Below are 14,061 nucleotides of genomic sequence, written 5' to 3'. Positions count from 1 at the left end.
ATCCCGTGCCGGATAGGTTTCCGGCGCGGGAACCTATCTTTGGCAAAATCCGAGACGGTTGACCACAAAACAAGGAAGTCATGAAACTATACGGCTATTGGCGCTCGACGACCTCTTTTCGGGTCCGGATCGCATTGAATCTCAAGGGTGTTTCCTACAAAACGATCCCCGTCGACCTTGTTGCCGGAGAACAGCGCGCGCCGGACTACGTCGCGCTGAACCCCGGGAAGGGCGTCCCGACGCTGATCCTTGAGGACGGTCGTGCACTCACCCAATCGCTTGCGATCATCGATTATCTCGACGCCACCATACCCGAACCTTCGTTCCTGCCGGAGGACCCGTTCGAGCGTGCGCGGGTACAGGCTGCGGCCCATACCATCGCGATGGACATACATCCGGTTAACAACCTTAGAGTCACCGCGTATCTGAAGTCCCGGTACGGGCTTACGGCTGAGGATGGGATCGAGTGGTTCCGGCATTGGATGACCGAAGGTTTCCATGCCTACCAAGCGCTTTTGCCAGCTAACACCACCTTCAGTTTTGGTGACAAGCCGGGCCTTGCCGATATCTGCCTTGTCGCACAGCTTTACAATGCACATCGCTGGGGCGTCGATATGGCTCCATTCGACCGTCTGCTTGAGATCGAAGAACGCGCATTCACCCTACCCGCTTTCGACGCCGCCCGACCTGAAAATCAGGCCGACGCCTCCTGAGAGAAATACACTGGCAGACCTCATTCTATTCTAGGTCGACGGCCTTAGCCCAACCAAGAAGGCAATGCTCTTCCGCGTCACCGACTACACGGATTTCTACGCCGGTCGACAGCCAGCGCTCCAGATGGCTTGAGTTGCGCAGATTGGCTTATGTACCTATGTCACCGACGCGGCCTTAAGCAGCGCAGTCACGCCTCGGTCCAGTGCTGCACGGTCCTCGGACGACATGGAATTCAGCATCCCTTGCGCGCAAGCGTCGACTTGTGGCAGCAACTGTTCGAAACACCGATGGCCTTCCGGCGTACAATGATAAACCCTTATCCGGCGATCTTCTTCGGAAATTGCTCTGGTTATCAAACCTTTATCGTCAAGCCTCTGCGCGGCTCGGCTGACTTGAACCTTATCCAGAGTGGTGCGTTGGGAGAGTTCCAGAGAGGTCAGGCTTTTGGCATTGGCAAGTAGAAAAAGCAGGCGCCACTCCTCCCGTGATAGCCCGAACTCGCGCTGGTATACTTCCGTGAGTTTTCGTGAGAACGCCTCGGATGCCACGGCGAGGCGATAGGGAAAGAAGGAATCTAGTTGCATACGAAACTATAATCCCGCTTTGTTTCATATGCAACGACATTTGCCTGCACTGATCTTCGCCATCCTTATGCAGGTTGTTTTGTAAACTATAAGCCGAAGTTTACGAAATCTCGGTTCCCAGTGATTTGATTTTGTTACGAAGTTTTGTCTGCTTGCCAGAAAACTGCGGATCCGCTGGATCAAGGTTCCGGATCGGCAATCTGCTGAAACGGACAGATTCCCAGCGTGAACCGACCTTTGAAAAAATTAGCAGTTCTGCAACGCAAAATCCCAAAAGCGAAAGTTGATCGTTGTGTCAGCTTCAGCTGACAAGAAAGGTCAACACAAGCCTTGGATATAGGCACACACCGAGACTAGCGGAAACACTGGACCCGGAAGTGCAACAAAAACTATTAGCATTCTTGCAGAATACTTTTTACCATGCGGTCAAATTTGGGGGAATTGGATGCTCGATTTAATCATCAGACAGGCCAGCCTGCCAGATGGCAGCGGGCCAGTGGATATCGCGATCAAGGCAGACCGCGTTGCGGAAATTGCGCCTGATATCAAGGCTGAGGCGCATGAGGAGATACAGGCGGCTGGGCGTTTGGTTTCCCCTCCTTTTACGGACCCGCACTTCCATATGGATGCGACCCTGAGCCTAGGGTTGCCGCGTATGAATGTCTCGGGCACGCTTTTGGAGGGTATCGCGCTTTGGGGGGAACTAAAGCCCCTGTTGACACCCGAAGCCGTGATTGAACGGGCCATGCGCTATTGCGATCTTGCCGTGTCGCAGGGACTGCTGGCTATCCGTTCGCATGTGGATGTTTCATCCGCCCCGTTGGTGGGCGTTGAAGCGCTCTTGGAGGTACGTAAACAGGTTGCCCCCTATATCGACCTGCAACTGGTGGCATTCCCGCAAGATGGCCTTTACCGATCAGAAAACGCAGAGAGAAACCTGATCCAGGCCCTCGATATGGGTGTCGATGTCGTGGGCGGGATCCCGCATTTTGAACGCACGATGTCGGAAGGGGCACGATCGGTCACGAGACTGGCCGAGATAGCGGCAGATCGCGACCTGATTCTGGACCTGCATTGCGATGAAAGCGACGATCCTATGTCACGCCACGTAGAAACCTTGGCCTTTGAGACTACGCGCCTTGGGCTTGGGGGCCGTGTAACTGCAAGCCACGTCACTGCGATGCATTCTTATGACAATTACTATGCATCGAAGCTAATCCCACTCATCGCAGAAAGCGGTATGAACGTGGCACCCAACCCTCTGATCAATATCACGCTGCAAGGGCGTTCGGACACCTATCCGCGCCGCCGAGGCCTGACCCGCGTGCCAGAGCTGCGCGCGGCCGGTGTAAACGTTGCCTTCGGGCAGGATTGCACAATGGACCCGTGGTATTCGCTCGGGTCCGCCGACATGCTGGAAGTGGCTCATATGGGTGTGCACGCGGTACCGATGACATCCCGAGAAGCGATGGAATGGGCATTCACATCGGTAACCCAAAATGGCGCCAAAGCCATGGGCCTGCCCGACCCGACAATCCGCGAGGGCGGCCCTGCCAGTATGGTTGTACTGCAGGCGCGTGATCCGATTGAAGCTGTTCGCATGAAAGCCACCCGCCTTGCCGTAATCAAAAACGGCAAGGTGTTGGCCCGTACAGAACCCCGAATGGCCGCGCTTTCGTTGCCCGGCCGCCCCACGACCCTGGATCCGGCAGATTTCGCGCCCAGGCCCAATACTCAGGAAGCTTAAGAACAAGAACAATCGCCACCAACAGAAGAGGATCTACCAATGAAACTCACCACAACCCGCCGTCAATTGATGGTCGGCGCTGCGGCCACGCTGGCCCTGCCGGCTTATGTCCGTCGCGTGAACGCACAATCTGCGACCCGAGTCGCTGGCGTGCATATGTCTCCTGTCGAAAACGCGTGGAACAGTCGTATCCACGTTGCGATGCAGGAGGCCGCCGACGCTGGTCTGATCGAATATGAGTTTTCGGAAGGTGTGGCTCCGACCGACTATCCCCGCGCGATGCGCGAATATGCCGAAGGTGGTGCGCAGATCATTTGGGGCGAGTCCTACGCCGTGGAACGCGAAGCACGAGAAGTGGCGGGCGATTACCCGGATACCGCTTTCCTCATGGGCTCTTCCGGTGGGCCGGAAGGGGATAATTTCGGCGTCTTCGGCACCCGCAACCACGAAGCCGCCTATTTGGCCGGGATGCTTGCGGGCCAAATGTCAGAAAGCAATGTCTTCGGTTCGGTCGGCGGTTATCCGATCCCCGAAGTGAACCTGTTGATCAATGCCTTCCGAATGGGAGTGACTGAGGTGAACCCAGAGGCCACCTTCGTCAACGGTTTTATCGGAGCATGGTTTGATCCGGCCCGCGCGCAAGAAGCTGCGATTGCCCAGATCGACGCGGGCGCAGATGTCCTGTTTGGTGAGCGCATTGGCACCGCGGATGCCGCGCAAGCGCGGGGCGTGAAGGCCATCGGTTCGCTTATCGACTATACGCCTCGCTATCCAGGCACAGTCTTTGCCAACGCGATCTGGAATTACGGTCCTACTATCGAGGCCATCGTAGCCGACGTTCAGGCCGGTAACCCAACGGGGCGCAACTACACGGAATATTCCTTCATGGCCCATGGTGGCAATGAGTTGATCTATGTCGCCGATGAAGTGCCTGCTGACGCCATCCCGGCGATGGAGGCTAAACAGGCCGCGATCCAATCCGGCGAATGGGATGTTCCGATCGACGAAAGCGAGCCCTCCTGATCCCGCGGGCTTTGACGTGAACGATGCCACGGCTCTTGCGGCTGCCATTACGGCAGGGCAGATCACTGCCGTCGACGTAATGGAGGCAAGTCTTTCTGCCTGCCACGCGCAGTCGGATTTGGGGGCCGTGGCATTTCTGGACGAAGATATGGCTCTCGCCGGGGCAAGGGCAGCAGACGCATTGCCATCTGACCAGCGCGGTCCGTTTCATGGGGTTCCGTTTTTGGTGAAAGACCTCGGTGGTTTCGCAAAAAGGCTACCTGCTGCGGCAGGATCCGCAGCAATCCGCGCACAAGCGCGTAAACCTGAAAGTGACAGTCGCCTGTTACAGGATTTGCGCCAAACTGGCTTGATCCCTTTTGGCTTGACTACAACACCCCCATTCGGCCTTTCCCTGACATGCGAACCAGAGGGCATGGCTGCGACCCGAAATCCATGGAATCCCGCGTTAACACCCGGTGGTTCATCTGGCGGCGCTGCAGCTGCCGTTGCAGGTGGTATCGTTGCAATTGCTCATGCCACGGATGCAGCCGGATCCATCAGAGTACCTGCTGCGTGTTGCGGTTTGACCGGGCTCAAGCCGTCTCGTGGTGCGGTGCCCGGAGGCCCTGATTTTGCCAATCACCTGATGGACATAGCGTCTGAGTTGATCCTGGCGCGATCGGTCCGTGACGTGAAGACCGCCCTTGATGCTGTTGTCCAACCTATGGCCCCGGTGCATTTCCCAAAACGTCCCCGTGTCGCGGTGGCATTGCCAGATCGTTGTGGACCTAACCAGCGCAAAGCTGCGGAAGGTGCTGCCGACGCGCTGCGCGACGCAGGCTGTGAAGTGCATGATATTCGTGCCCCCGACCGGATTGGAGCTGAGGCTCATGAAATCGCCCGCACCATACTGGCTGTTTCGTTGGCTGAGTGGCTGACCGCACTCAAGGTCTCTGACGACCAGGTTCCACCGCTCGCAGCCGCCATGGCTACTGAGGGTCGTGCGACACCTGCCACCGCGCTTTTTGCGGCCTCGCGACAGCTGGCACGCCTGACAAATCGCTCCCGCAAGCTTTTCAAATCCGCCGATGCCATCCTGATGCCGGTCATCTCCTCTGCTCCGCCCGTTGTCGGCACTTTGGATCTGTCTGGCACTTCCCCCGATGAACACATGGCGCGGCTGGAAGCTTTTGCCCCAAACGCCGCGCTTGCCAATGTTGCGGGCTTGCCAGCCTTGGCGCTGCCTTTTGGCATGGCAAATGACCTTCCTCTCGGTGTGCAACTGATTGGTCCCACCGGCGCCGATTTCGCACTGCTAAAACTCGGTGCACTTATCGAGACCCGCGCGCCCGCACTTTCCTTTCCGTCCCCAATCGCAGGCCTACCCGCATGACCAAGGTTCTGGAGCTTCACGGTATCACCAAGCGTTTTGGAACGCTTACCGCAAATGATGATGTGACCCTGACACTGGCGGAGGGGGAAATCCTTGCGCTTCTGGGTGAAAACGGCGCCGGCAAGACGACGCTGATGAATATCCTGTTTGGCCACTACGCAGCCGACGCAGGTTCTGTCAGGGTGTTCGGCGAAGAGCTGCCTCCGGGCCTTCCACGCGCAGCGATCGAGGTGGGTGTGGGAATGGTTCACCAGCACTTCACGCTTGCGGGCAACCTCACCGTTCTCGAAAACGTCATGCTTGGCTCCGAACCCTTGACGCGCGCGCGATCCGCTCGTGGTGAGGCGCGCGAAAAGCTGTTGCAGATCGCAGAGCGGTTTGGCCTGCCCGTGAACCCCGAGGCCAAGGTTCGGTCGCTTTCCGTAGGAGAACGCCAGCGTGTTGAAATTCTTAAAGCGCTCTACCGTGACGCGCGCATATTAATTCTGGATGAACCTACTGCCGTTCTTGCCCGGCCCGAGGCGATGCGCCTGTTCGAGACCCTGCGCGACATGACGAAGGAGGGTCTTTCGCTTATCTTCATCAGCCACAAACTGCATGAAGTCATGGCTGCCTCTGACCGTGTGGCAGTGCTACGCGGCGGCAAGATGGTTGCAGAACGCAAAACCTCTGAAACCAACCCCGGAGAGCTGGCGGAACTGATGGTTGGCCGCAAAGTGGAACGGCCCGTACGCCATGACCATAAGATTGGCGCGCCAGTTCTGATTGCAAAAAATGTGCGCGTGGAAGAGGACGGTGAGTTGCGTCTGGATGACGTGTCATTCACCGTCCATACTGGTGAAATCCTTGGTATCGTTGGCGTTTCAGGCAATGGTCAGGCTTCGCTCGGCGGGTTGCTTTCTGGGCTGGTTCACCCAAGTGCCGGGCAGCTGACACTTCTGGACGAAGATATCGGTCATCTGGGGCCGCGCGGCATGATCCGTGCGGGGGCTGGTAGAGTACCAGAAGACCGACACGCGGAAGGCGTAGTAGGCGAGTTGAGCCTGTGGGAAAATGCGGTGCTCGAACGGCTGCGCACACCAGAGTTTTCGCGCCGCGGCTTTGTCCGGCAAGGCGCCGCTCGCGATTACACCTCAGGGCTGATCGAACGTTTTGATATCCGTGGTGCCAGTCCCGACACGCGAACAAGGCTGTTGTCTGGCGGCAATATGCAAAAGCTTATCCTCGGTCGGGTCCTGACAAACGGACCGCGTTTTGTGCTCGCCAACCAGCCGACGCGAGGCCTCGATGAAGGGGCAATTGCCGCCGTTCATGCCGAGCTTTTGGCTGCACGGGCCGAAGGCGCAGCAATCTTGCTCATCTCTGAAGAACTGGAAGAAGCCGTGGCCCTGTCAGACCGTATACAGGCCATCGTTAAAGGGCGCTTGTCGGAGCCCATATCCGCCAACGAGGCTGACCCGCAACGTCTTGGCCTGATGATGGCGGGTGTTTGGAAGGAAAGTGAAAATGCGGCTTGAACGACGCACACATGTGCCACTGCACCTTGTGATCATTGCGCCGCTGGCCGCGATCTTTACTGCGTTACTTCTCGCTGCGGGTCTCATCGCAGCTGCGGGGGTAAACCCGCTCACGGCGTATGGCGAAATGCTGACCGGTGCGCTTGGCTCCCGCCTTTCGATCACCGAGATGCTGACCCGCGCCACGCCGCTTATTTTCACGGGGCTTGCTGCGGCGGTCGCCTTCCGCGCGCGACTTTGGAACATCGGAGGTGAGGGACAGTTCTTTGTCGGTGCGCTGATCACCGCTTGGATCGGCCATTCGCTCGGGGTTCCGGGATGGATTGGTATTCCACTTTTGATGCTGGCAGGCATGGCTGCGGGCGCGGCTCTTTTGGCGGGACCTGCATATTTACGCCTTCGTTTCGGGGTGGATGAGGTGGTGACGACCCTTCTGCTCAACTTCATCGTAATCCTTTTTGTGGGCCTCATGATTGAAGGCCCGATGCGCGATCCGTTGGCCTTTGGGTGGCCCTCTTCAGTACCCGTAGACGGAGATTTTCGTCTGCCGGATCTGATCCCGCGCACGCGTCTGCATATCGGGCTGCTTTTTGCCATCGCAGCAGCAGGTGCCGTTTGGCTGATCCTGGCGCGCACCGTTTTTGGTGTTGAAACGCGCGCCGCCGGTTTGAACGCCAGCGCCGCCGCCTTTGCCGGAATTTCTTTGCCCCGGACGATCATGGGCGTAGCTCTGCTTTCGGGAGCCCTGGCGGGGCTCGCCGGGTCTGTCGAAGTCATGGGTGTTACAGCTGGGGTCACCACCACCATGAGCCCCGGTTTTGGCTATGCAGGCATCGTTGTCGCCATGCTCGCCGCCTTGCATCCGGCCGGCGTCGTTGCTGCCGCTGTTTTCGTTGCCACAGTCTTCGTCGGGGCCGACGCCATGAGCCGCGCGACCGGTGTTCCCAGTTTCATCGCTGATGTGATTGTAGCGCTCTGTTTGCTTACCATGATCGTGGCCCTTCTTTTCACAACCTACCGGGTGCGCCGATGAGTGATGCAATTGATCTGCTGCTGAATACCAGCCTGTGGGCTTCCGTGTTGCGTATTGCCACGCCACTCATATTCGGCGTCCTTGGCGCATTGCTCTGCGAACGTTCGGGCGTGCTCAATCTGGGGATCGAGGGGATTATGACCATGGGCGCGATGAGCGGATGGCTTGCCGTCTACATGGGCGCACCTTTGCTGGTGGGCCTGATGATTGCGGCCCTTTGCGGCGCCGTGATGGGCTTGCTGCATGCCATGCTGACGGTTCCGCTTGGGCTTTCGCAACATGTATCGGGGCTTGGTATTACGCTGTTTGCATCTGCTTTGGCCTACTACCTTTACAGGCTACTTGTCGAAGTGGGTGACTTGCCCCCAACGATAGAGCCTTTCCAGCCGCTCAATGTTCCGGGGCTTTCCGATATACCTGTCCTCGGTCCGATCCTGTTTTCCCAGGCCCTGCCGACTTATCTGGCGCTCTTTGCTGTGGCTGCAATGGCGTATGTCCTTGCCCGAACACCGTTAGGGATGGCCATTCGTATGACTGGCGAAAACCCGCATGCGGTTGAGGCACAGGGTTTGAACCCCATCCGCATCCGCATCGTCGCAGTCGTTGTCGGATCGGCTTTGATGGCGGTGGGCGGGGCTTTCCTGACGACAACGGCGTTTAACAGCTTTTTCCCAGGTATGGTTCAGGGGCGGGGCTGGATTTGCATTGCGCTGGTCGTCTTCGCCAGCTGGCGACCCGGCAAGGCGCTAATTGGCGCTGTATTGTTCGCATTCTTCGATGCATACCAGCTGCGGCTGCAGACTGCGATTGAAGGCGTACCCTACCAGCTCTTCCTGATGGCACCTTACGTGCTTTCCATCGTCGCGCTCGTCCTCGTCGCCCGCAGAGCCGAAATACCTGCGGCGTTGATGGCACCCTACCGGCGCGGTGAACGTTAGGAGCAGGATTCATAACCAGCAGATGACAGTTGCCGCGATTGCGATGGTCGCGAGGAAGACCTTGGTGCAATCGTCATAGAGGGTCGCCACGCGCCTCCTATCCATGAGCCCGCCAAACATGATCTCGATACGGTTTTGGCGATTTTATCTGCGCTTGACGTTTTTGACCGGCGTCTTGCGTTGCTTTCGTCCAGAGATGCAGGCGCTTAGTGGTCCGGTTCAAGTCAACTTCTCAGACGCAATGTGACAACACCGGCGAAATCCATTTAGCGATCGAATTTGGGGTAAAAGGGCTCTTGTTACGCAGACTGCAGCCCCTGATTGCATCGCATAACCCAAGTCCGTCGGAGGTGTCCGACGCGTCTTTTTTCACAAACAAAACGCGCGTCTCAAGCACGCGATTGTCCAGATAATAGCCGTCCATGGGTACCAGCGTGGCCAATGGAACCTCGGAACTCTACTGTGCAATTACTGATTGCACAATGGTTTCTGTCGGTGTCGAATTTCCGGAAGCAGGGAGGCTGATATTGCAACAAATGTCCGAACCCCAACCTACCTCCGTGAGAATATCAATTCGCAAACGCGCATTGCGTCCTGTTCGTTTAAGCGGCGTCCTCCTCCGGTGGTTTTTTGGCTCCGGTCATGAAAGCCACGGCGTCGGACATCGTGTAATCCTTAGGATCAATCGTGCAGAGCCTTTTGCCCAGCCGGTGCACATGGATGCGATCAGCGACTTCGAAGACGTGCGGCATGTTGTGGCTGATTAGTATGATCGGAATGCCACGTGCCCGCACATCCTGAATAAGTTCGAGAACTTTCCGGCTCTCCTTCACCCCCAACGCAGCCGTTGGTTCATCCATGATAATGAACTTGGTTGCAAAGGCTGCGGCGCGGGCGACGGCTACGCCTTGGCGCTGTCCACCAGACAGAGTCTCGACCGTCTGATTGATGGATTGAACCGTCATCAGGCCAAGTTCGGTCAGTTTTTCACGGGCGAACTTTTCCATCGCGGGGCGGTCAAGCTGACGTAGATACTTGCCCATGAATCCCAATTTCCGGATCTCACGCCCCATGAACATGTTGTCCGCAATCGACAGGGCAGGAGACATGGCAAGTTGCTGATAGACGATCTCGATCCCCATGTTCCGGGCGTCGATCGGTGAGGTGAAATTCACCTTTTTCCCTTCGATCAGAATATCGCCCTCATCCGGGATCGTGGCGCCGCAGATTGCTTTGACGATGGATGATTTGCCTGCACCGTTGTCCCCGATTACCGCAAGAATTTCACCCTGACGCAGTTCAAAATCGGAATGGTCTATGGCGGTCACATGCCCATAGCGTTTGACGATCCCACGGCCCTGGACGACTGGCGTAGTGTCTGACATTAGCCCGATACCTTTCTGATCCACTGGTCGACCGCGACCGCTGCGATGATGAGAAGTCCGATAAGAAGGAAGGTCCACTGCGCATCCGCGCCCAACAGCCTCAGACCTAAGGTGAACACGCCGACGATCAGTGCGCCAAACAGCGACCCCAGAATGGATCCCCGCCCGCCGAAAAGGGAGATGCCGCCGATCACAACCGCTGTGATGCTTTCGATGTTGGCCAATTGGCCAGATGTTGGTGAGACTGACCCAATACGCCCAATCAAAGCCCAGCCGGCAAAGGCACAGATCAGACCGGATAGCATGTAAACAGACATGAGTGTTCTGTGGACGTTAACGCCGGATAGCTCGGCTGCTTCCGGATCGTCGCCCACGGCATAGACGTGTCGCCCCCAAGCTGTGTGTTTAAGCGCGTAGGCCAATACAAAGATCAGGACGAGCATGAATAGGACGCCAACAGTGAATGTTGCACCGCCGATGCTGAATTTGGTGCCAAAAAACTGCAGAAATGGGGCGTTTGCCTCGATATCCTGGCTGCGTATCGTCTCGTTTGCGGAATACAGGAAATTTGTTGCGAGAATGATCTGCCACATTCCAAGCGTGACGATGAATGGAGGAAGTTTGACGCGGCTGACAAGCCAGCCGTTAAGAGCACCGATCAGGGTTCCGACGCCAAGTCCGCACATGACTGCGATAGGCACCGGTATGCCGTATCGAAACGAGAATTGTCCCATGATAACAGAAGAAAAAACCATGATCGCGCCCACACTCAAATCAATGCCTGCGGTCAGAATGACAAGGCTCTGTGCGGCGGCCACGATACCGACGATCTGAACTTGTTGCAGGATCAAGGTCATTGCGAAGGGTGAAAAGAATTTTGACCCCAAAAGCAGCCCAAAGATCAAAATCGCTCCGACCAGAACGATCAGAGGTACGAGGGACGGGTTGACGTGAAGCAGATGCTGAAGCTTGCCCAGCACACCACGCCGAGGATCGTCAAACTCTGCCACAGTGTCGGTTCGACTGGTGGCAGTTTCAAATTCTTGGGCGCTTTGGTTCGCTTCGGACATATCTCCCCCTTTTCGTGGCTGGCTTCGTGACCACGAAATCAGCTTACAGGAAGTTTCAGTTTGCTGGTGAAAGGAATGGTAAGGCGCCCTTGCGCGCCTCACCTGATAGGTCTGCGTTTAACCCCAGCAGAGCTCCAAACCTTCTGCGACCGAAATTGACTCCACGCCGTCAACGGGTTGATCGGTGATTAGAGCAACACCGGTGTCGTAGAAGTCTTTTCCGGGTGTATTTTCCGGCTTCGTCCCTTCGTCGGCCCATTTTTTGACGGCCTCAACCCCCAATGACGCCATCAAAAGCGGGTATTGCTGGCTTGTGGCTCCGATGACTCCGGCCTGTACGTTCTGTACGCCGGGGCAGCCGCCGTCGACCGAAACGATCAGCACGTCATTTTCACGTCCGATGGATTTCAAAGCCTCGTATGCGCCCGCCGCTGCGGGTTCATTGATCGTGTGAACTACGTTGATCGCTGAATCCTTGGCCAGAAGGTTTTCCATGGCACGGCGTCCACCTTCTTCATTGCCGTCGGTCACGTCACTGCCGACCAGACGTGCATCCGTTTCGTCGCCAATAACATTGGGATCTGCCAACTCAACGCCAAAGCCCTCAAGGAATCCTTGGTTGCGCAAAACGTCCACGGTTGGCTGGCTGACATTCAAGTCCAGCGTCGCGATCTTTGCGTCCGCGGCAGCATCGCCCATTTTGGCCTTTGCCCATTGTCCGATAAGCAACCCGGCCTTGTAGTTGTCCGTCGCGAATGTGGCGTCGGCTGAATCAATCGGGCTGAGGGGTGTGTCCAGCGCGATTACCAACACACCGGCGTCTCGCGCTTGTTTAACGGCGGGTACGATTGAACTTGTGTCGGATGCCGTAAGCAGAATTCCTTTTGCACCGTCGAGGATGCAGGTTTCAATGGCCTGAACCTGGGTCTCGTGGTCACCATCGATTTTACCGGCAAAAGCTTTCAGCGTCATGCCAAGCTCTTCGGCCTTGGCTGTCGCACCTTCTTTCATTTTCACAAAGAAGGGGTTGGTGTCGGTCTTAGTGATCAGGCAGACGGTTTCCCCGGCAGCGTGAGCAGATGCAGCACCAAACGTGAGAACGGTCGCAGATGCGGCTAGCTTGAGTAGACTTCTCATATTCTCCTCCCAGAAAATTGTTGTGGCCCCGCGCGGCGCGCCGGCAAGACTCGCCTCCATCCCTTAATGAAGGTCCTGTTCAAGAAACTGTGATTCTGGCCTTCCTGTCAATAAATAAATAAAGTTTATTTATTAATTTGCCCGAGCGTCTTTTCATAAGAAAACAAGGTGGTTATGTTCAGGGATATGGAGAAAGAGGCGCTAAAAATACTGACCGGCGGGGTAAGCCAAAGCGGTGTTCGCGATCACAATGAACGTCTGATTTTGACGGTTTTACAACGACATGGACCGACAGCAGGTGCCGACGTCGCGCGGCTGACGGGCCTGTCCCCACAGACCGTATCAATCATTTTGCGCAAGCTCGAAAAGGACGAGATTCTCAAGCGTGGAACTCCTCTGCGTGGAAGGGTTGGTAAACCGTCGGTTCCCATGGAGCTAAACCCGGAAGGCATCCTGTCAGTCGGGATGAAGATCGGTCGGCGCAGCGCCGATCTGCTTTTGATCGACTTCACCGGCAAGCCCCGCCAACAGATTTCAACGACCTACGAATATCCGCTGCCCGACGCCGTGTTCGGGTTTCTGGAAACAGGTTTGGAAACGCTTCTGGCCCATGAACCCCAAAAACTTCGCGATCGCGTGTGCGGTATTGGAATTGGAACTCCATTCGAGCTTTGGAAATGGCATGATTTGTCGGGGCTGGCGGCCAAGAAATTCAGCTCTTGGAAAAACGTGAACTTCTTCTCCGAGGTTGCCAAGTTCAGCGACCTACCGGTTTTTGTCGTCAATGATGCAACGGCCGCTTGCCACGCCGAGCACCTCTATGGCCGCGGGGCTGAATATCGCGATTATTTCTACTTCTTCATCGGTTCGATGATCGGCGGCGGGGTTGCATTGAACGGCACTGTGTTCGAAGGCAATCAGGGCAATGCTGGCGCGTTGGGTGCGATGCGCACCACAGGTCCATTGGGCGAAAGCCAGCAATTGATCGATAGCGCTTCGCTGTTTTTGCTTGAGGACAGGCTGATCGAAGCGGGTCTTGATCCGGGTATTCTTTGGAAATCGCCACAGGATTGGAGCAGCATTTCCAGGTATGTCGAACCATGGATTGGCACTACTGCACAGGAATTGGCCAAGGCCGCGCTTTCAATTTGTGCCGTCATCGACTTCGAGGCCATTATTATCGACGGGGCGTTTCCGCGGGACGTAAGAGAAGAACTGGTGGCAAGGGTTCGCCGCTATCTGATTAATCAGGACAAACGCGGCCTGATCCCTCCGGTCGTGGAAGCCGCAACAGTCGGAGAGAACGCCCGTGGCATTGGGGCGGCAAGCGGCCCGATTTTCCGCCAGTTTCTATTAAACACCAATGCAGGCCTTTCTGGAATGTAGCGGAAGCTCGTCGTCGTCAAGTTTCCAATTTAGGAAAGAACCGCCGACCCTGCTCAAGTTGGCGGCTTTAGCGCTAAGTCCAAATTACAAGTTTGGGCGTAAAAGCGGACCCTCGTAAGCAGGTGCTTTCGCGCAAACTTTTGTATGGATAG

12 protein-coding genes and 1 pseudogene are annotated in these 14,061 nt (G+C 56.5%); 8 read left to right on the top strand and 5 right to left on the bottom strand.

Annotation, left to right across the window (positions count from 1 at the left end):
* The first annotated feature begins 80 nt into the window (after positions 1-80).
* Positions 81-713 carry a maleylacetoacetate isomerase gene (gene maiA, locus DK510_RS03250; protein ID WP_109310894.1) on the top strand — a complete coding sequence of 211 codons (633 nt, stop codon included), beginning with the start codon at positions 81-83 and terminating at the stop codon, positions 711-713.
* A gap of 156 nt (positions 714-869) precedes the next feature.
* On the opposite strand, the gene DK510_RS03245 is transcribed toward maiA, so the two are convergent.
* Positions 870-1,298 carry a MarR family winged helix-turn-helix transcriptional regulator gene (locus tag DK510_RS03245; protein ID WP_109310893.1) on the bottom strand — a complete coding sequence of 143 codons (429 nt, stop codon included), beginning with the start codon at positions 1,296-1,298 and terminating at the stop codon, positions 870-872.
* A 445-nt stretch (positions 1,299-1,743) separates the two neighbouring features.
* Here DK510_RS03245 and DK510_RS03240 point away from each other — a divergent pair, with 445 nt between their 5' ends.
* Genes DK510_RS03240 through DK510_RS03215 form a run of 6 tightly spaced genes read left to right on the top strand, consistent with a single transcriptional unit; the run spans position 1,744 to position 8,931 of the window.
* A complete protein-coding gene (locus DK510_RS03240; RefSeq protein WP_109310892.1) occupies positions 1,744-3,045 on the top strand; it encodes an amidohydrolase family protein in 1,302 nt (433 codons plus the stop codon).
* 39 nt (positions 3,046-3,084) lie between these two features.
* Complete coding sequence (locus tag DK510_RS03235; protein WP_109310891.1) at positions 3,085-4,068, top strand: BMP family protein; 984 nt, start codon at positions 3,085-3,087, stop codon at positions 4,066-4,068.
* On the top strand, positions 4,037-5,443 hold the full coding sequence (locus DK510_RS03230; protein WP_160116437.1) for an amidase: 1,407 nt from the start codon (positions 4,037-4,039) through the stop codon (positions 5,441-5,443). The genes DK510_RS03235 and DK510_RS03230 overlap by 32 nt, the downstream gene beginning before the upstream one ends.
* Complete coding sequence (locus DK510_RS03225; protein WP_109310889.1) at positions 5,440-6,960, top strand: ABC transporter ATP-binding protein; 1,521 nt, start codon at positions 5,440-5,442, stop codon at positions 6,958-6,960. Before DK510_RS03230 ends, DK510_RS03225 begins: the two co-directional genes overlap by 4 nt.
* Positions 6,950-7,993 (top strand): ABC transporter permease, encoded by a 1,044-nt coding sequence (locus DK510_RS03220; protein ID WP_109310888.1) that lies wholly within the window; start codon positions 6,950-6,952, stop codon positions 7,991-7,993. The genes DK510_RS03225 and DK510_RS03220 overlap by 11 nt, the downstream gene beginning before the upstream one ends.
* A complete protein-coding gene (locus tag DK510_RS03215; RefSeq protein WP_109310887.1) occupies positions 7,990-8,931 on the top strand; it encodes an ABC transporter permease in 942 nt (313 codons plus the stop codon). Before DK510_RS03220 ends, DK510_RS03215 begins: the two co-directional genes overlap by 4 nt.
* A 9-nt stretch (positions 8,932-8,940) precedes the next feature.
* On the opposite strand, the pseudogene DK510_RS22925 reads toward DK510_RS03215, so the two are convergent.
* From DK510_RS22925 to DK510_RS03190, 4 genes and pseudogenes are all read right to left on the bottom strand, one after another.
* Positions 8,941-9,141, bottom strand: a pseudogene (locus tag DK510_RS22925) (IS5/IS1182 family transposase); the annotation flags it as partial.
* A 392-nt stretch (positions 9,142-9,533) separates the two neighbouring features.
* Entirely contained in the window at positions 9,534-10,316 is a 783-nt protein-coding gene (locus DK510_RS03200; protein ID WP_109310885.1) for an ATP-binding cassette domain-containing protein, read from the bottom strand.
* Entirely contained in the window at positions 10,316-11,386 is a 1,071-nt protein-coding gene (locus DK510_RS03195) for an ABC transporter permease (RefSeq protein WP_109310884.1), read from the bottom strand. Before DK510_RS03195 ends, DK510_RS03200 begins: the two co-directional genes overlap by 1 nt.
* Before the next feature lie 117 nt (positions 11,387-11,503).
* Positions 11,504-12,523 (bottom strand): sugar ABC transporter substrate-binding protein, encoded by a 1,020-nt coding sequence (locus DK510_RS03190; RefSeq protein ID WP_109311180.1) that lies wholly within the window; start codon positions 12,521-12,523, stop codon positions 11,504-11,506.
* 186 nt (positions 12,524-12,709) lie between these two features.
* On the opposite strand from DK510_RS03190, the gene DK510_RS03185 reads away from it, so the two are divergent.
* The gene (locus DK510_RS03185; protein ID WP_109310883.1) at positions 12,710-13,909 is read left to right on the top strand and encodes an ROK family transcriptional regulator; all 1,200 of its coding nucleotides are present in this window, start codon (positions 12,710-12,712) and stop codon (positions 13,907-13,909) included.
* Positions 13,910-14,061 lie beyond the last annotated feature (152 nt).

Origin of the sequence: Ruegeria sp. AU67, from assembly GCF_900312795.1 — a bacterium.
GTDB classification, from domain to species: Bacteria; Pseudomonadota; Alphaproteobacteria; order Rhodobacterales; family Rhodobacteraceae; genus Ruegeria; species Ruegeria atlantica.
This window is presented reverse-complemented; position numbering and strand designations above follow the sequence as displayed.